The 16836-nt window shown below is 72.3% G+C and carries 15 protein-coding genes; 10 read left to right on the top strand and 5 right to left on the bottom strand.

Annotated features, from left to right (window positions below; all coding sequences use genetic code 11):
* Position 1 precedes the first annotated feature (1 nt).
* The gene (locus tag ACFWZ2_RS03180; RefSeq protein WP_384540984.1) at positions 2 to 436 is read right to left on the bottom strand and encodes a VOC family protein; all 435 of its coding nucleotides are present in this window, start codon (positions 434 to 436) and stop codon (positions 2 to 4) included.
* 227 nt (positions 437 to 663) lie between these two features.
* Entirely contained in the window at positions 664 to 1338 is a 675-nt protein-coding gene (locus ACFWZ2_RS03175; RefSeq protein ID WP_384540981.1) for a class I SAM-dependent methyltransferase, read from the bottom strand.
* Positions 1339 to 1450: 112 nt separating this feature from the next.
* Here ACFWZ2_RS03175 and ACFWZ2_RS03170 point away from each other — a divergent pair, with 112 nt between their 5' ends.
* Complete coding sequence (locus ACFWZ2_RS03170; RefSeq protein WP_384540978.1) at positions 1451 to 2170, top strand: hypothetical protein; 720 nt, start codon at positions 1451 to 1453, stop codon at positions 2168 to 2170.
* Positions 2171 to 2333: 163 nt separating this feature from the next.
* Here the strand turns inward: ACFWZ2_RS03170 and ACFWZ2_RS03165 are convergent, their stop codons facing one another.
* Positions 2334 to 3302, bottom strand: coding sequence for a hypothetical protein (locus tag ACFWZ2_RS03165; protein WP_384540975.1), 969 nt, complete (start codon positions 3300 to 3302; stop codon positions 2334 to 2336).
* Between the two features lie 144 nt (positions 3303 to 3446).
* On the bottom strand, positions 3447 to 4136 hold the full coding sequence (locus tag ACFWZ2_RS03160) for a YoaK family protein (RefSeq protein WP_384540972.1): 690 nt from the start codon (positions 4134 to 4136) through the stop codon (positions 3447 to 3449).
* 97 nt (positions 4137 to 4233) lie between these two features.
* On the opposite strand from ACFWZ2_RS03160, the gene ACFWZ2_RS03155 reads away from it, so the two are divergent.
* The 9 genes from ACFWZ2_RS03155 (at position 4234) to ACFWZ2_RS03115 (ending at position 14465) form a co-directional block, all read left to right on the top strand.
* Positions 4234 to 4692, top strand: a complete 459-nt coding sequence (locus ACFWZ2_RS03155; protein WP_384540969.1) for a ferredoxin — start codon at positions 4234 to 4236, stop codon at positions 4690 to 4692.
* A 78-nt stretch (positions 4693 to 4770) separates the two neighbouring features.
* Complete coding sequence (locus ACFWZ2_RS03150) at positions 4771 to 5334, top strand: cysteine hydrolase family protein (protein ID WP_384540966.1); 564 nt, start codon at positions 4771 to 4773, stop codon at positions 5332 to 5334.
* Between the two features lie 133 nt (positions 5335 to 5467).
* Entirely contained in the window at positions 5468 to 6667 is a 1200-nt protein-coding gene (locus tag ACFWZ2_RS03145) for an acyl-CoA dehydrogenase family protein (RefSeq protein WP_384540964.1), read from the top strand.
* A 100-nt stretch (positions 6668 to 6767) separates the two neighbouring features.
* Positions 6768 to 8342, top strand: coding sequence for an alpha/beta hydrolase (locus ACFWZ2_RS03140; protein WP_384540961.1), 1575 nt, complete (start codon positions 6768 to 6770; stop codon positions 8340 to 8342).
* Between the two features lie 30 nt (positions 8343 to 8372).
* Positions 8373 to 9305 carry an oxygenase MpaB family protein gene (locus tag ACFWZ2_RS03135; protein ID WP_384540958.1) on the top strand — a complete coding sequence of 311 codons (933 nt, stop codon included), beginning with the start codon at positions 8373 to 8375 and terminating at the stop codon, positions 9303 to 9305.
* Positions 9287 to 11527: a tetratricopeptide repeat protein gene (locus ACFWZ2_RS03130; protein WP_384540956.1), complete on the top strand. Its 2241-nt coding sequence runs from the start codon at positions 9287 to 9289 to the stop codon at positions 11525 to 11527. The genes ACFWZ2_RS03135 and ACFWZ2_RS03130 overlap by 19 nt, the downstream gene beginning before the upstream one ends.
* Before the next feature lie 75 nt (positions 11528 to 11602).
* Positions 11603 to 13153 carry a phytoene desaturase family protein gene (locus tag ACFWZ2_RS03125; protein ID WP_384540954.1) on the top strand — a complete coding sequence of 517 codons (1551 nt, stop codon included), beginning with the start codon at positions 11603 to 11605 and terminating at the stop codon, positions 13151 to 13153.
* Positions 13154 to 13210: 57 nt separating this feature from the next.
* Positions 13211 to 13828 carry a TetR/AcrR family transcriptional regulator gene (locus ACFWZ2_RS03120; RefSeq protein ID WP_384540952.1) on the top strand — a complete coding sequence of 206 codons (618 nt, stop codon included), beginning with the start codon at positions 13211 to 13213 and terminating at the stop codon, positions 13826 to 13828.
* Between the two features lie 121 nt (positions 13829 to 13949).
* On the top strand, positions 13950 to 14465 hold the full coding sequence (locus ACFWZ2_RS03115; protein ID WP_384540949.1) for a lytic polysaccharide monooxygenase auxiliary activity family 9 protein: 516 nt from the start codon (positions 13950 to 13952) through the stop codon (positions 14463 to 14465).
* 1010 nt (positions 14466 to 15475) lie between these two features.
* Here ACFWZ2_RS03115 and ACFWZ2_RS03110 read toward each other — a convergent pair.
* Positions 15476 to 16702, bottom strand: a complete 1227-nt coding sequence (locus ACFWZ2_RS03110) for an FAD-dependent oxidoreductase (protein ID WP_384540947.1) — start codon at positions 16700 to 16702, stop codon at positions 15476 to 15478.
* Positions 16703 to 16836 lie beyond the last annotated feature (134 nt).

Raw genomic sequence — 16836 nt, 5'->3', positions numbered from 1 at the left:
GTCAGGCCGGGGCGGCGGCGACGCAGAATTCGTTGCCCTCCGGGTCGGCCATCGTGACGTGGTGGCCGTCGAACTCGGCCAGGACGCTGCCGCCCGCGCCGACGAGGCGCGCGGCCTCCGCCCTGATCCGCGCCCAGCGTTCGGCGGTGCTGCCGTGTCCCGGCACCCGGACGTCGATGTGCAGCCGGTTCTTCGTGGTCTTCGGCTCGGGGACCTCGAGGAGGGAGAGCCGGGGGCCGACGCCGTCCGGGTCGCAGAGCCACGCCCCGCCGTCCGCCGGGTCGTCGTCGGGCAGGTCGAAACTCGCGAGCCACTCCTCGCGGGTGGTGAACGGCGCGGGCGGCGGCTCGTCGACGTAGCCGAGCGCGGTCTTCCAGAAGGCGGCGAGGAGCTGGGCGTCGGCGCAGTCGAGGGTCAGATCGATTCTGGTGGCCATGCCGGGACCGTACTGCGCGGCACCGACGGTCCGCGGTCCGGATGAGGGTGGTTCGGCCCGGTTCGGGGCGGCCGCGGGCGTGGCTCAAAAGGCAGCTCAAGGCGGGTCGGGGAGGGGCCCGGCGGCGAGAAGTTTTCGTTCGTGTGTGTGACTCCGCTCTGTGCGGGGCACCCGATCTGTGGGTCCCGCCGTGTCTCCCCCGTCGCGGCGGGGCCCGACCCTTTGCCTCACGCCCCTTCGGGCCGGTGGGCCACGAACGTGGCGAGGGTCCGTGTGGCCCCTTCCTTGGGCTCCTGCACGAACCGGGCGGTGACGACGAGCCCCGCCCTGCCGAGCAGTTCGACGATCCGGTCCGGTGGCAGCAGATGGGACTCGAAGGACACGGGATGACCGCCGTACGCCTGGGCCGGCCGCAGCCGCTGAGCGGCCTTCACATGATCGGCCCCGACATGCCCGGCGACCATGAGGTGCCCGCCGGGCGCGAGCGTGCGACGGAATTCGCCGAACACGAGCGGCAGCACCTCCGGCGGCGTGTGGTGGACGGAGTAGAAGGCCAGGATCCCGCCGAGCGTGGCGTCGCCGATCGCCAGCCCGGTCATCGAGCCGACGGTGAACGTCAGGTCCGGGTGGGCCCGCCGGGCGAGTTCGACCATCGCGGGTGACAGGTCGACCCCGAACGCGGACACCCCGAGCCCGGCCAGATGGGCCGTCACCAGGCCGGGACCGCAGCCCAGGTCCGCGACGGGCCCGAGGCCGTCCGTCCGTACGGTCTCGGCGAACGCGGCCAGCATCGCGCGCGACCAAGGATCCAGCTCCGCAGGGGACTTGACCCGTGCGACGTAGTCGGCGGCGACGGTGTCGTAGGACGTGCGGACGGAGGCGAGATAGGAGAGGTCGGTCATTCGGGCGACTCTAGGCGGGCCTGTCGAAGTCCGGTGCGGGATCGCGCCCCGCAGGGGCGGTCACGGTCACTCGGGGTTCGTCCAGGGGTCGGCTCCGCCTCAAGGCGGACCCGTGGCGGGGCTGCCCCCGGGAGCCGTCGGCCATGTCTTCGCCACGGGGGAGCGCGGCGCGGGGCAGGGCGGGGAGACGGTCACGGTCGCCTGGTCGGTGGAGCCCGTGCGGGCCGAACTCCCCGTGCGGGGGCGGTGCGTGGCCGTGCACGACATCATGGGCAGGCGGGTCGCGGCCGATGTCACGGGCGACGGGGTACGCGGCGTGCGCGTCCGGCTCTCCCGCGATCCGGTGTACGTCGTCTGCGTCGACGACGGGCCAACCGGCGTACGTACGACACCCGTTGGCGAGGGATCCGGCCCGCGTCCGCCGCGGCGCACGCTCTCCCCGGCCGAGCACATCGTCCTCAGCCAGCGCTACGCCGCGCGCAACGCGGCACCGGGCAAGGAGGACGGCGACGCCGGACCGCCCCTCGGCCACCGGCTCGGTACCCGCACCCGGATGACCCTGGACGTCTACAACTTCCATGCCGTCCCGCAGGCCGTGACCGTCACGGCCCACCCGGCCGACGGCTGGACGGCGCGCCCGCGCGGGCCACGACGGGTCCGGGTTCCGGCGCTGGGGCGCGTCGGCGTGGAGTTCACCCTCACCGCGGACCGCACCGTACGGCGTCGGGTCGATCACCGGCTCGCCTTCTCGGCCGTACCCGAAGACGGTGCGGCCGTGCCCCGCTCGGTGGCGATGATCCACCTCAAGGGGCGGGCCCGGCACGGGACATGAGGGGCCTTCAGAGGAGTACGCAGGGGTGTGCCCACCCCGGCAGGGACGGGCCGGGGTGGGCACGGGGCGGTGCGCGGGGGACGCACCGGAGAAGGCGGGCGCGGCGGGTGACCGGCCGAGCGGCTGAGGCCGGATGTCACCGCGCCCGCCTGGCTCTGCTGGATCAGCCGAACTTCACGGAGCTGATCTTGTTGTCGAAGCCGATCGTGGCCAGGTCCGCCACATCGCCGTTGATGACCTTGGACTCACCGGTGCAGCCGCGGCCCGACCAGATCTTCGCCGACCCGCTCATGGAGATGGACGAGGCCACCTTGGGCCGGGCGACGTTCTGGCAGCCCTTGCCCGCGACGCCCTGGGCGGGACCGTTGTCCGAGAAGTTGGCGTCGTCGAAGAGGACGGCGCTGGTGGCGGGCGCCTGCTGTGCCTGATCGGACGCGGCGTCGTCCTGGCCCGCGGGCTGCCCCGACTTCTGGCCGTCGGGCCGGACGCCGAACCAAGTGCCGCCCACGCCCTGGCCGTTGGTGTCGCCGGGCCTGACGTCCTTGCTGAAGCGGTAGACCGGCCAGCCGCCGATGGTGACCTGGTGGGTGCCGTCGGCCCGGGTGATGACGCCGACGGCCGACGGCTCCACCCCGTCGACGAAGATCTTGCCGCCGGGGTTCACGAGCACGGGCGGCCAGGTGGTGGCGCAGGCGCCGTTGCAGTTGGACCGGGACGGTGAGGCGGTGTCCTTGTCGAAGCGGTAGAGGGTGAAGCCGGAGCCGTTGACGACGACCGGGTCGAGGTTGCCTGCGCGGCTCGCGGAGAGCTGGACCCACTTGCGCTGCACGGGCTTCGCCGCGGGCTTGCCCGGCGGGTTGGCCCAGTCCCCGGTGTTCTTGGGCGCGCTGTTCTGCTTCGCCGTACCGGACTTGAAGGCGAGGTCCATGGAGCCGGAGTCGGCGGCCTGCTCGGTGGCCGACGAAGTGGCCCCGGAGTCCGCGGACTTGGCGCCGGAGTCGGTGTCGTCACCGCCGCCGCAGGCGGACAGCAGCAGGGCTCCCGCGGCCGCGAAGGACGCGAACAGGGTGGCGTTCCTGCGGTACTTGGAGGTCGTGCCGGTCGTGCCGTCGGTGGCGGGCGTGCTGGTCATCGGGATCTCCTCGGTTGTCGACGCTGCCCAACTCGTGCGTTCGAAGCGTGAGTACGGGCGCCGGGCGCCGCCTCGTTCAGCGCCTTACGGGACCGAGACCAAACCGAGACATTGTCTAAAGCGCGATGATTTCCGGGAGTTGAGTCAGTCCCCTTCGCGGTAGCCCACGGCCGTCGCGGTGACGATCGCCGTACTCAGGAGCAGGGGCACGCCGATGCCGTGATGGAGGACGAGCCACGCACCGGGGACCGCGCCCGCGAGCATCGCGACCACGGCGACGGTCCGGCGCACCGCCCGGGCGTCGGTACCGCCCGCGAGCCGGGACTCCGCGGCGAGGGCGGCCAGCGTGCGGGTGAGCACGGTCGTGGTCATGTCCGGCACGGCCAGCTTGCCCACCGTGCCGTTGCGCAGCCCCATCGCCAGCGCGACCAGGGCGATCACCGGATACGGCGGCCTGCCGTCGGCCGCGAACGCGACGGCGGTCGCGATGCCGAGCAGCACGGCCTCGCCCCACACCGCGGCGCGCACCCACGGAACCCGGTGTCCGCCCCGGAAGGCGCGCGCGAGCCGCCCTGCCGCCACGGCGCCGGCCAGGAACGCGGCGAGCGACACCAGCGAACCGGTGACCGAGAACCCCGGCGCACCGGCCAGGGCGAAGCCGATGACGACGACGTTTCCCGTCATGTTGGCGGTGAACACGTGGCCGAGGCCGAGGTAGCAGATGGCGTCCACGAGACCGCTGACCGCGGTCAGCGTGATGAGGACCAGGGACAGCGGATGACGGTTCCCGATCTGCGCGGTCGGCACGGCGCGGCTTCCTTGGTGCGTGGTCATCCGGCCGTTCTACCGCGCCGGACGGGCAGGCCGGGGCGGGTGCGGGTTTGAGCCATGGTGCGACGGCTACCCGAGAGGTGTCGAAGGGAGGGGTTCCGTGACTTTCACACCGTCCTCGCCGGCCCTGCCGGCCACGCCCCGCGACGTCGGCACCGACATCGCCGCACCACCGAGAAGCGCGCCGGAGCCCCGTGGGGACGGCCTTCAGGAGGCCCGCCACGAGGACCTCGTCCGCTACTTGGAGGACCGCTTCGCCTGCGCCCAGGCCTGCGACGAGTGCGTCCGCACCTGCGCCGCGCGCCAGGGGCCCGCCGACCCCGGAGCCATGCCCCGCCTCAACTCGGTCTGTGCGGACGTGTGCGACGCGACGGCGCGCGTGCTCTCCGAACAGAGCGACCAGGACGAGCAGCGGGTCCGCATACAGGTCGAATGGTGCCGTGCCGTCTGCTTCCAGTGTGCGAGCCTCTGCGACCTGCGGACCCCCGCCGACCGCTGCGTGGAGGCGTGCCGCCGCTGCGTGCGGGCATGCGACGTGTTCCTGGCGACCCTGGGCTGAGGCACCGCGCGGGCTAGCCTCCGGTGACGCCCCCGGCAATGCCGCCGGGAGCGAGCCGATGGGGAAAGGACCGCGAACATGGTGCACAACGCCCTTCTCGTGATGGACGTCCAGCGGGACATCGTGGACATCGCCGACGACGGATCCGGCTATCTGTCCCGTCTGGGCAAGGCGATCGAGGGGGCCCGGGCCGCGGGCATCCCCGTGATCTACGTGGTCATCGCGGTGCGGCCGGACATTCCCGATGTCAGCGAGCGCAACAAGGTGCTCACCGCCGCGGTGCGCGACGGCCTGTTCGCCGAGGGGGCGCACGGGACCGGGATACATGACGACGTCGCGCCCAGGGAGGGCGACATCGTGGTCACCAAGAGGCGGGGCAGCGCCTTCTCGGGCAGTGACCTCGACCTCGTGCTGCGCGCCCGCGGCATCGAGGGCCTCGTCCTGACGGGCATCGCGACCAGCGGCGTGGTCCTGCACACCGCGCTCCAGGCCACCGACCTGGACCTCGCCCTGACCGTCCTGCCGGACGCCTGCCTCGACACCGATCCCGAGGTGCACCGGTTCCTGATCGAGAAGCTGTTCCCGCGCTGGGCGGACATCGTCCCCGTCGACGACTGGGTGGCGTCCGTCGCGTCGCGGTAGGCCGGCCGCCCCATGGGTGGGGCCCGCCCCCGTCACTCGCCGCGTCGACGCCATTCCCTATTACTGGAACGCGTTCTACTGTGTGCGCCGTCAAGTCCGGGACCGAGTGAGCCAGTCTGAGCCTGGAGGGGCCGTGCACCTCGAATACACGCCTGAGCAGCAGCGGTTGCGCACCGAGCTGCGTGCCTACTTCGCCGAGCTGGTGCCGGACAACGTCTATGCCCGGTACGGTGATCCCGCCGCCCAGAAGCGGTTCTACCGGGAGACGGTCCGCCGCCTCGGCACGGACGGCTGGCTCGGCGTCGGCTGGCCCAAGGAGTACGGCGGGCGCGGGCTCTCACCCATGGAGCAGTTCATCTTCTTCGACGAGGCGGCACAGGCGGGCGTGCCGCTGCCGCTCATGGCACTGAACACCGTCGGCCCGACGATCATGCAGTTCGGCACGGAGGAGCAGAAGAGCTACTTCCTGCCGAGGATCCTCTCCGGCGAACTCGACTTCGCCATCGGCTACAGCGAACCGGACGCGGGCACCGACCTCGCCGCCCTCAAGACCAAGGCCGTACGCGAGGGCGACGAGGCCACCGGCCACTACACGGTCAACGGGCAGAAGATCTGGACGACCAACGGCGACACGGCCGACTGGGTCTGGCTCGCCGTGCGCACCGCGACCCCCGAGGAAGGCGTCCCGCTGCACAAGGGCATCACCATGCTCCTCGTGCCGACGAGCGACCCCGGATACTCCTGCACCCTCATCAACACCCTCGCCTCGCACGACACCACCGCGAGCTACTACGAGAACATCCGCGTCCCGGTGTCCCGCCGCGTCGGCGAGGAGAACAAGGGCTGGCGGCTCATCACCAACCAGCTCAACCACGAACGCGTCACCCTCGCCGCCCACGGCACCATGGCCATCCGCGCCCTGCACGACGTGCAGCGCTGGGCGATGGACACCAAGCTCGCCGACGGCCGCCGCGTCATCGACCTGAACTGGGTGCGCCAGCGCCTCGCCAGGACCCACACCCGGCTCGACGCGATGAAGCTCCTCAACTGGCAGATGGTGAACGCCGTCCAGGAAGGCACCCTCACCCCCCAGGACGCCTCCGCCGTCAAGGTCTACGGCTCCGAGGCCCGCCGCGACGCCTACGCCTGGCTCATGGAGATCGTCGGCTCGGCCGGCGCCCTGAAGGAGGGCTCCGCGGGCGCGGTCCTCCATGGCGAACTCGAGCGCGGCTACCGGTCGGCGGTGATCTTCACCTTCGGCGGCGGCAACAACGAGATCCAGCGCGAAATCATCTCCTGGATCGGCCTGGGGATGCCGCGCGTCCGCAGGTGAACCAGTCGCGCACACCTTTCGCCCGTGCCCCGGGGGAGGCAAACAGGCCCGTGCCGCGTCCAACTGGTCGGTACCCAAAACCGAACAGAAGGAGCGTCACGTGCAGCACTTCGCCCACCGGCGGCGCCTGGTGCCGCTGATCGCGCTGGGGGTCGTCGCCGGGCTCGCGCCGGGGATCGCGGGCGGGTCGGCCTCCGCCGTCACCAGACGGACGGCCGCCGCCTCCCAAGACGCCCCGGCCGCCGACCGGTTGGCCCCGTACACGCGGCAGAAACTCACCTGGGAGCGGTGCGCCCCCGACAAGCCCGCCGCGTTCCAGTGCGCGACCCTGAAGGTGCCCCTCGACTACCGCGCGCCCGAAGGCAGGCGGATCGACGTGGCGATCTCCCGGATCAGGACGAGCGATCCCGACAAGCGGCGCGGCATCCTCACCATCAACCCGGGCGGGCCCGGCGGACCGGGACTCGACCTGCCGCTCGAGGCCGCCGACGCGCTGCCGAAGGCCCTGCTCGACCAGTACGACATGGTCGGCTTCGACCCGCGCGGAGTCGGCAGGAGCACCCCCGTCAGCTGCGGGCTCACCCCCGACGAGCTGCCCTATCCGCGCGTCACCCGCGACGCCGCCGACGCGGCGCGGAACGAGGCGTGGGCCAAGACGTTCGCCGACAAGTGCCGTGCCGCGGCCGGTGAACGGCTGCCGCACAACAGCACCCGCAACACCGCCCGCGACCTGGACGTCATGCGCGCGGCCCTGGGCGAGCGGAAGCTGACGTACTTCGGCATCTCGTACGGCACCGCGCTCGGCGCCGTCTACCTCCAGCTCTTCCCGCACCGAGCCGACCGGTTCGTGCTCGACAGCGCCGTCGACCCGGGCCGCCTGTGGCGCGGCATGTTCCGCATCTGGGGTCCCGAGGGCGAGCGGGCCTTCCAGCGGTGGACGAAGTGGACCGCGGGCCAGGACCGTACGTATCACCTCGGCAGCTCCCCGGCCGAGGTCGGCAGGACCTTCTGGGGGCTCGTCGCGCGGGCCGACGAGGAACCGATCGTCTTCGGCGACGCGACACTCGACGGACCCGCCGTACGCGACCTGCTGCGGCCGGAGTTGTACAGCGTGCGCAAGGGAGCGGAGGCCGTGGCGATGCTCAAGAAGGCCGCCGACGGCGAGCACGTGCCGGGGCTGCCCGCCGAGGAGCCGGGCGAGAACGAGATCGCCAGCCAGACGGCCGTGCTCTGCGCCGACGCCCCCTGGCCGCGCGACCCCGGCGTCTACCGCCGCGACGCCTTCCGCGACGCGGCCCGCCATCCCCTGTACGGCGACTTCGCCGCCTCCATCGTCCCCTGCGCCTACTGGCCGAGGGGCGCCGAGCCCGCCACCACGGTGCACAACGACGTCACGTCGCTGATCGTGCAGAACGAATGGGACCCGCAGACACCGCTGTCCGGCGCACGCGCCATGCACCGCGCCCTCAAGGGCTCCCGCATGGTCACCGTCGACGAGGGAGAGGGCCACGGAGTGGTGTTCAGCGACACCCGCAACGCCTGCGCCGAGAACGCCGCCCTCGGCTACCTCGCCACGGGCAGACTGCCGGACCGCGACATCACGTGCCACGCGACCCCGGGGTCGGCCCGGCACCGCTCTGGGGATGCCACGCTTCCGCGGCTAACCTGGCCTTGACCGGCAGTCAGGAGAGGAGGCGCGCGCACCATGGCAGGAACCGACGCCGACCCCGGGCTCTTCGGACCGTGCTCCGTGACCTGGCAGGCCCACGCGGACCCGATGATGTGGATCGCCGGGATACGCGCCCTCTACCTCCAGGCCCTGCATCCGCGCGCGGTCCGCGGCGTCATGCAGAACTCCGACTTCCGCAAGGACGCCTGGGGCCGCCTGATGCGCACCGCGGGCTTCGTCGGCACCACCACGTACGGGACCACCGAGGCCGCCGAGCGGGCGGGGGCCCGCGTCCGCAAGATCCATACGATGCTCAAGGCCACCGACCCGGACACGGGGGAGCGGTACGGCGTCGACGAGCCGGAGCTGCTGCTCTGGGTGCACTGCGCGGAGATCGACTCCTATCTCCATGTCGTACGCCGCTCCGGGTTCCGCCTCACCGGCGCGCTGGCCGACCGGTACGTCGCCGAACACCGGGAGAGCGCCCGCCTGGTCGGCCTCGACCCCGCCGACGTCCCCGCGTCGACGGCCGAACTCGCCGCGTACTTCGAGAAGGTGCGGCCCGAACTCGCCGCGGGGCCGGGGGCTCGCGCCGTCGACGACTTCCTGCGGCGGCCGCCGACCCACCCCCTCCTCGTTCCCGCGCGCGCCCTGCTGTGGCGGCGCGTGGCCGATCTGGCCTACGCCGCCCTGCCTCCATACGCCCACGAGCTGTACGGCAGGCCCGCCCCGCGGCCCGCGACGGTGACCCGCCGCCTGGAACTCACCGGCACCGCCCTGCGCACCATTCCCGCGCGTGTGCGCTGGCAACTGCCGCCCAAACACATCCTGCGGGCCATGGCCCGGCTCGGACCGGGCAGCCGCCCGGTACCGTACAAACTCGACAGACGGGACGCCATACTGGACGGGCCGGGGAGGGCGCAGCGAGGCAACGGGGGCGACAGCGCGAGATGGCGGACACCAGGCTGATCCACGGCCGGTACCGGTTGCTGGATCTGATCGGGCGCGGCGGCATGGGCGAGGTGTGGCGGGCGCGCGATGAGTCGCTCGGCCGCAGGGTCGCCGTCAAGTGCCTCAAACCGATGGGGCACCAGCACGACCAGTCCTTCACCCGCGTGCTGCGCGAACGCTTCCGGCGCGAGGCCCGGGTCGCGGCCGCGCTCCAGCACCGCGGCGTCACGGTCGTGCACGACTTCGGCGAGTACGACGGCGTGCTGTATCTGGTGATGGAGCTGCTCGAAGGGCGCAATCTCAGCCAGCTCCTGGAGGACAACAAACAGCATCCGCTGCCCGTCGACGACGTCGTGGAGATCGCCGAGCAGGTCGCGTCCGCCCTCGCGTACACCCATGAACAGGGCATCGTGCACCGGGACTTGAAGCCCGCGAACATCATGCGGCTCTCCGACGGCACGGTGAAGATCTGCGACTTCGGCATCGCGAGGCTCGGCGCCGACATCGGCTTCACCTCGCGCCTGACCGGCACCGGCATCGCCATGGGCACCCCGCACTACATGTCGCCCGAGCAGATCAGCGGCGACCCCGTCGACCAGCGCAGCGACCTGTACTCCCTGGGCTGTGTGCTCTACGAGATCGCCACCGGCGCCCCGCCCTTCGACCTGGAGGACGCCTGGGCCGTCCTCGTCGGGCACCGCGACACCGCGCCCGAGCCGCCGCGCCGCCACCGCGGCGAACTGCCCGAGTACTTCGAGCGGGTCGTGCTCGACCTGCTCGCCAAGGAGCCCGCCGACCGGCCGCACGACGCGCGCGATCTCGGCCGCCGCATCACCATGGGCCGCACTTCGCGCTCGTACGTCCCCACCGTCGTCACCACCCCGCCCGTGCGGCGCCACGAACAGCCGCCGTCCCACGAGCCGCGCCTGCCCTCCTGGACCCGCGGCATGACCACCGGGCACAAGGCGAGCGGCGCGTCCGCGCTGCGCACCACGCCGCCCGACGCGGCGGCGGGCCTGACCGGCGAGTGGATCCCGCGCACCGACGCGCGCCGCACCGCGGCTCCCGGTGAGCCCGAACGGCCCACGCCGTCACCGGAGTTGATCGCCACCCTCACCGGCAGACACAACGCCGGACTGAGCCTCGGCAGGCTGGGCCGCTGGGCCGAGGCGGGCGAGGTGCACCGCGCCGTCGCCGCCGAGCGGGAGCACGCCCTCGGCCCCGACCACCCCGACACACTCGCCAGCCGCTACGAAGTGGGCTTCACGCTCAGCCGCACGGGTCGCGCCGCCGACGCGCTGCGCGAGTACGGCCGCGTCGCGCAGGGGCGGGAGCGCTCCCTGGGGGCCGAGCACCCGGACACGCTCGCCGCCCGGCAGGAAATGGCGTACGTGCTGGGCCAGTTGGGGCGGCACTTCGAGGCGCACCAGGCGTACACCGCGGTGCTCTCCGTACGGGAGCGCACGGCGGGCCCCGACCACCCGGACACCCTGCGCTGCCGCCACAACCTCGCCTACAACCTGAGCCGCCTCGGCCGCCTGGAGGACTCCTACCGGCTCGCCGAGGAGGTAGCGGCCGCCCGCGCGCGGGTGCTCGGCCCCACCCACCCCGACACGCTCGTCACGCGGTACGAAGTGGCGTACGCGCTGGGCCAGTTGGGGCGCTGGCCGGAGGCCCTGCAGACCTACCGCGAGGTCGCCGACGCCCGGGTGCGGGCCCTCGGCGCCGACCACTCCGACACGCTCGCCGCCCGCTACGAGGTCGGCATCAGCCTCGGCAGGCTCGGCCGCAGCGGCGAGGCCCTGGAGCTCTACCGCGACCTGATCGACGACCGCACCCGCGTGAACGGCCCCGCCGACCCCGAGACGCTGCGCGCCCGGCACGGCCTCGGCGTGAACCTCGGCCGGCAGGGCCGCTGGGAGGAGGCACTCGCGGAGGCCCGCGACGTGTGCGCCATCCGCGAGCGCGTCCTGGGCGCCGACCACCCGGACACCCTGGTCAGCCGCCGCGAGGTCGCCGTCGGCCTCGGCTGGCTCGGCCGCTGGGCCGACGCCCTCACCGAGTACCGCAGGGTGGCCGCCGCCCGCGAACAGGTCCTGGGCGCCGACCACCCCGACGCCCTGGCCAGCCGCAACGACGAGGCCCACTGCCTGGAGCAACTGGGCCGCGGCACCGAGGCCGTCGAGCTGTACCGCAGGGTGGCGGTGCTGCGCCAGCAGCGGGCCTCCGGCGGCCACTGACCGGCCCGCCCCGGCGCGGCGCGCCTGTCCGCGACGGGCGGGGCCGCAACCGCCGGGCCCGTGCTAGGAAGAGTCATGCCTGATCGCGATGTGTACGACGCCGTCATCGTCGGCGGTGGTCACAACGGTCTCGTCGCCGCCGCCTATCTCGCCCGCGCCGGGCGGTCCGTGCTGCTCCTGGAGCGGCTCGCGGACACCGGGGGCGCCGCCGTGTCCAGCCGGCCCTTCCCCGGGGTCGACGCGCGGCTCTCCCGCTACTCGTACCTGGTCAGCCTCCTCCCGAAGAAGATCGTCAGGGACCTCGACCTCGACTTCAGGGTGCGTACGCGCACCGTCTCCTCCTACACCCCCACCGAGCGCGCGGGCCGCCCCACCGGACTGCTCGTCGGCGGCGGCGAGGCCCGCACCCGGCAGGCCTTCGCCCGGCTCACCGGCGACACCGGCGAGTACGAGGCATGGCGGGCCTTCTACGCCATGACCGGACGGGTCGCCCGCAGCGTCTTCCCCACGCTCACCGAACCCCTGCCCACGCGCGCCGAACTGCGCGCCCGCGTCGACGACGACACCGCCTGGCGCACCCTCTTCGAAGAACCCATCGGCGCGGCGATCGAGCAGCGCTTCGCCGACGACCTGGTGCGCGGCGTCGTCCTCACCGACGCCCTCATCGGCACCTTCGCCGACGCCCACGACCCGTCCCTGCGGCAGAACCGCTGCTTCCTCTACCACGTCATCGGCGGCGGCACCGGCGACTGGAACGTGCCGGTCGGCGGCATGGGCGCCCTCACCGGCGCGCTCGCCGCCGCCGCGCGCGCCGCGGGCACCCGGATCCGCACCGGATGCGAGGCCACCCGGATCGCGACCGACGGACAGCGCGCCGAGGTGACGTACGCGACGGCCGGCGGCGAGCACACCGTCGCGGCCCGGCACGTCCTGGTCAACGCGTCCCCGCAGGCCCTCGCCGCGCTCCTGGGCGATGCACCGCCGCCGCCCGCCGAAGGCGCGCAGCTCAAGGTGAACATGCTGCTCAAGCGGCTGCCGCGACTGCGCGACACCTCCGTCGACCCGCGCGAGGCGTTCGCCGGGACCTGCCACATCGGCGAGGGGTACGAGGCGTTGGCGGCCGCGTACAGCCAGGCGGCCGCCGGTGCGCCGCCCGCCGCGCCGCCCTCCGAGATCTACTGCCACTCGCTCACCGACCCGACGATCCTCGCCCCCGCCCTGGTGGAGCGCGGCTACCAGACCCTCACGCTCTTCGGCCTGCACACACCGGCCAGGCTCTTCGCGCACGACCACGACGCCGTGCGCGCCGAGCTGCTCAAGTCGACCCTCGCCCAGCTGGACCAGCACCTCGCCGAACCGATCGCCGACTGTCTGGCGCTCGACGCGGAGGGCCGCCCCTGCATCGAGGCGAAGACCCCGCTCGACCTGGAGCGCGACCTCGGGCTGCCCGGCGGCAACATCTTCCACCGCGACCTCGCCTTCCCCCACGCCCAGGAGGACACCGGGCGCTGGGGCGTCGAGACCGGGCACGCCAACGTCCTGCTGTGCGGCGCGGGCGCGGTGCGCGGCGGAGGCGTCAGCGGCATCCCCGGGCACAACGCCGCCATGGCCGCGATGGGCGCATAACCGCTGGTGTACGGTCGGTTGTCGATCACCGGCGCGGCATGAGAGGGGGACGCAACGATGACATCCCGCCGAGGTGACGGCACACCGACCTTCACCGAGCAGGCCCGCCGCGGTCAGCTCATCGAGTGCACCATCGACCTGATCTCCACCAAGGGCTTCCCCGCGACGTCCCTCGCGGCGATCGCCGAGCGTGCCGGCCTGTCGAAGGCGGCGGTGCTCTACCACTTCTCGTCCAAGGACAATCTGACCCGGGCCACCCTCTCGTACGTCCTGGAGCGCTTCACCTCGTACGTCGAGGAGAAGGTGGCCGCCGCGCCGGACCCGCACGCGGCCGTCGTCGCCTATGTCCGCGCGATGGTCGGCTACCAGCGGGACAACCGCCGCCACGTCCGTGTCATCACCGAGATGCTCCTCGACGACGCGGACGGCACCCGGCTCAAGAACCCCGGCGGCCATGACACCGCGGGCCGCTGGAACACCCTCGCCGATCTCCTCGCGGCGGGTCAACGGGCGGGCGCGCTCCGGGAGTTCGACCCGCCGACGGTGGCCCTCGCGATCGGCGGCGCGATCGACGGGGTGATCGGCCACTGGCTCGTCCACCCGGACCTGGATCTGGACGCGGCGGCGGACGAACTGGAGACGTTCACGCTGTACGCGATCGAGAAGCGCGCCTGAAGCAGGCGTGGCCCGAAACCGGCCTTGACCGTGCCTTGCCAAAGTCTATGGTCTGGACTAATCGACGGTAGCACTTCACGCCGCACGCACCCCCATGACGCAATGCCGTGAAGGAGTAGGTATGGACAAGAAGCGGAAGGTGGCCGCCGCGATCGGCGCCGGTCTCGCGCCGGTACTGGCCCTCACCCTGCCGACCGGTTCGGCCAGCGCGCACGGCTACGTCAATTCGCCCCCGAGCCGTCAGGCGCAGTGCGCCGCGGGCACGGTGCAGTGCGGCGAGATCAAGTGGGAACCGCAGAGCGTGGAGGGCCCCAAGGGGCTGCGCAGTTGCAGCGGCGGCAACGCCAGGTTCCGGGATCTCGACGACGACAGTAAGGGCTGGCGGGTCAGCGACGTCAGCAGGACCCAGACCTTCACCTGGACGTTCACCGCCCGGCACCGGACGGCGAACTACGAGTACTTCGTCGACGGCACGAAGGTAGCCACCATCGACGGCCACAACCAGCAGCCCCCGGCGACCGTCTCCCACCAGGTCGACCTCGGCAGTGCCACCGGCAGGCACAAGGTCCTCGCCGTGTGGAACATCGGCGACACGGCCAACGCGTTCTACGCCTGCATCGACGTCAACATCCGCTGAACCGGCCCCCTGATCCGCTGTGCCGGTCTCTCGCCCCCCAATTGATCCCGCTCAATTGGTCTGCATCAGAGCATCTTTCAAGGACCCGCGCTTCTCTGAGAGCATGTCCGGTCCAGTAACTGATGCTGATGAGGGGTGAGTTGTTCCGCACAGCGAACGTGGCTCCCCGGGGAACGGGATCGCACCGACGGTTTCCGACCAGTCGCAACTCCCCTCTTTGCGCGACTGGTTGCGGGACAGGACCAACGTCGAGGTCGCGGTCGCCCCGGGGGCCGCGGGGCCCGGCGCGGGCAACAGCTTCCAGCGGATGGCGGAGCTGTTGACGGGCCCGTTGTGCGGCTGGCCAGCCGAACGTGTCAGGAGCTGCGCAACGTACCCCGCCGCGGCGAAGTGCCCGACCGGCTGATGGAGCTCTTCGCCGACGCCGCCGACGTCGCCCTGTTCTGCTTCGTGGGGCGCTGCCCGTCGACGTCATCGTCCGGACGCTGGGCACGGGCGCGTTCACCATGGCGGCGAGCGGCGCCTGCCGGACCGCGGGATTCGAGTCCGACGCGCACGCGCACGATCCGCCGACCTGCTTCACCAAGTACCCGCCCTCGCCGGAGGCGACGAGCCGGGACGTGCGTCGCGCAGCCCTCAAGTCGTGCTGGCCCTGGCCGTGTTGCTCGCTCTCCTTCTCAGCGGAGCCCTCGTCCCTCGACCCGGAAGGCCAGGTGACCCAGGTCCATATTTCCGGGCCGGGCAGTGCTTTCCGGCCAGGGGCAAGAGCAGTACCCAGGACAAGAGATCTATTCGACAGAGACGAAGAACCCCGGACTCCATTGCGGAGTCCGGGGCTTGTGTGGAGCGCTGGGCAGGCCTTGCGCCTGCATTTCCCCGCAGGAAGCGGGGCGTCTTTCCTTGGACGACCAACGCCGGGCCCGTGTCCGGGAGTTCCGGGTGCGGGTGCAAGATCAACCTTAGCGCATGTTCCGGGGTGCTCGAACCACGCCCGCATCCGGGACTCCGGCTCAGCGCCGGGCGAACTCCGGTGCGCGTTCGGGCCGTATGCCCACGCCGCCCAGATAGCCCGTCACCGTCCGCAGCGCGGGCACGCTGCGGAGCATCCGCAGGGGCACGGGCAGCCGGTCCCCGCTGAGCGTTCCGTCGAGCGCGGGGCGCAGCAGCATGTCGTGTTCGCCGCGCTGCTGACGCTGGGTCAGGGCCATCGGCAGCCAGCGGCGCTTCTGTACCCGTTCCAGATCGCGTACGCCGACCCGGCCGCGGCGCAGCGGTTCGGCGAGGATGCGTGCCGCGGCGACGGCGTCCTGCACCGCGAGGTTGACGCCGACGCCGCCGACGGGGGACATGGTGTGTGCCGCGTCGCCGATGCACAGCAGGCCATCGCGGTGCCAGCGGGTCAGCCGTCCCATCGTGACGTCGAGGAACTTCACGTCGTCCCAGGAGCGGATCTCCGTCAGGGCGTCCCTGTCCCAGTCGAGGAGCGCGCCGAGCCGGTCGCGGAACCAGCCGATGTCGTGGGCGCGCAGTTCCGCGTCGGTGCCCTTCTTGATGAGGTAGGAGGTCTGGTAGTAGTCGCCGCGGTCCATGGTGGCGGCGACCTGGCCGTCGCGGATGCTCATGAAGACGCGCCCGCGCCCCAGTTGTTCGCGCGGCGCGGGCACGCGGACCTGCCATACGTCGATGGGCACGTCGTACGCGACGGGGGTGAGCCCGGCCGCGGCGCGGACCAGTGAGTCGCGGCCGTCGCAGGCCACGGTCAGGTCGGCGGCGAGTTCGCCGGGCGTGCCGTCCTCGTCGACGTGGTGCACGCCGGTGATCCGCCCGGAGTCGTCCGTGCGCAGTCCGGTCGCCGCGGTCCGCATGCGCAGCGTGAACGAGGGCTCGTCGGCGGCCGCGCCCGCGAGCAGGTCGAGGAAGTCCCACTGGGGGACCATGGCGATGTACTTGTGCCGTCCGGGGATGTGCCGCAGGTCGCCCGCGACGACCGTCGTGTCGTCGATGCGCATCCGCATGTCACGCAGTTCGCGTACGGGCAGGCGCGCGAAGCGTTCACCGAGGCCGAGTTCGTCGAGCAGGCGCAGGGTCGACGGGTGGACGGTGTCGCCGCGGAAGTCGCGCAGGAAGTCGCCGTGCTTCTCCAGGACGGTCACCTCGATCCCGGCCCTGGCGAGGAGCAGACCGAGCATCATGCCGGCCGGGCCGCCGCCCACCACGCAGCATGTCGTGCGTTCCATGTAGCCGTCCTCCCTGAGTAGGTGCGGCCACACTAACCGATCGATCAGACAACTGACCAGGCGGTCAGACGACGGCGATTTCGGTGCGGATGGGGGTGCCGGTCCCGGCGGCCCAAAGAATCTGACACTGCATC

This window comes from Streptomyces sp. NPDC059002, assembly GCF_042740435.1.
Taxonomy (GTDB): Bacteria; Actinomycetota; Actinomycetes; order Streptomycetales; family Streptomycetaceae; genus Streptomyces.
This window is presented reverse-complemented; position numbering and strand designations above follow the sequence as displayed.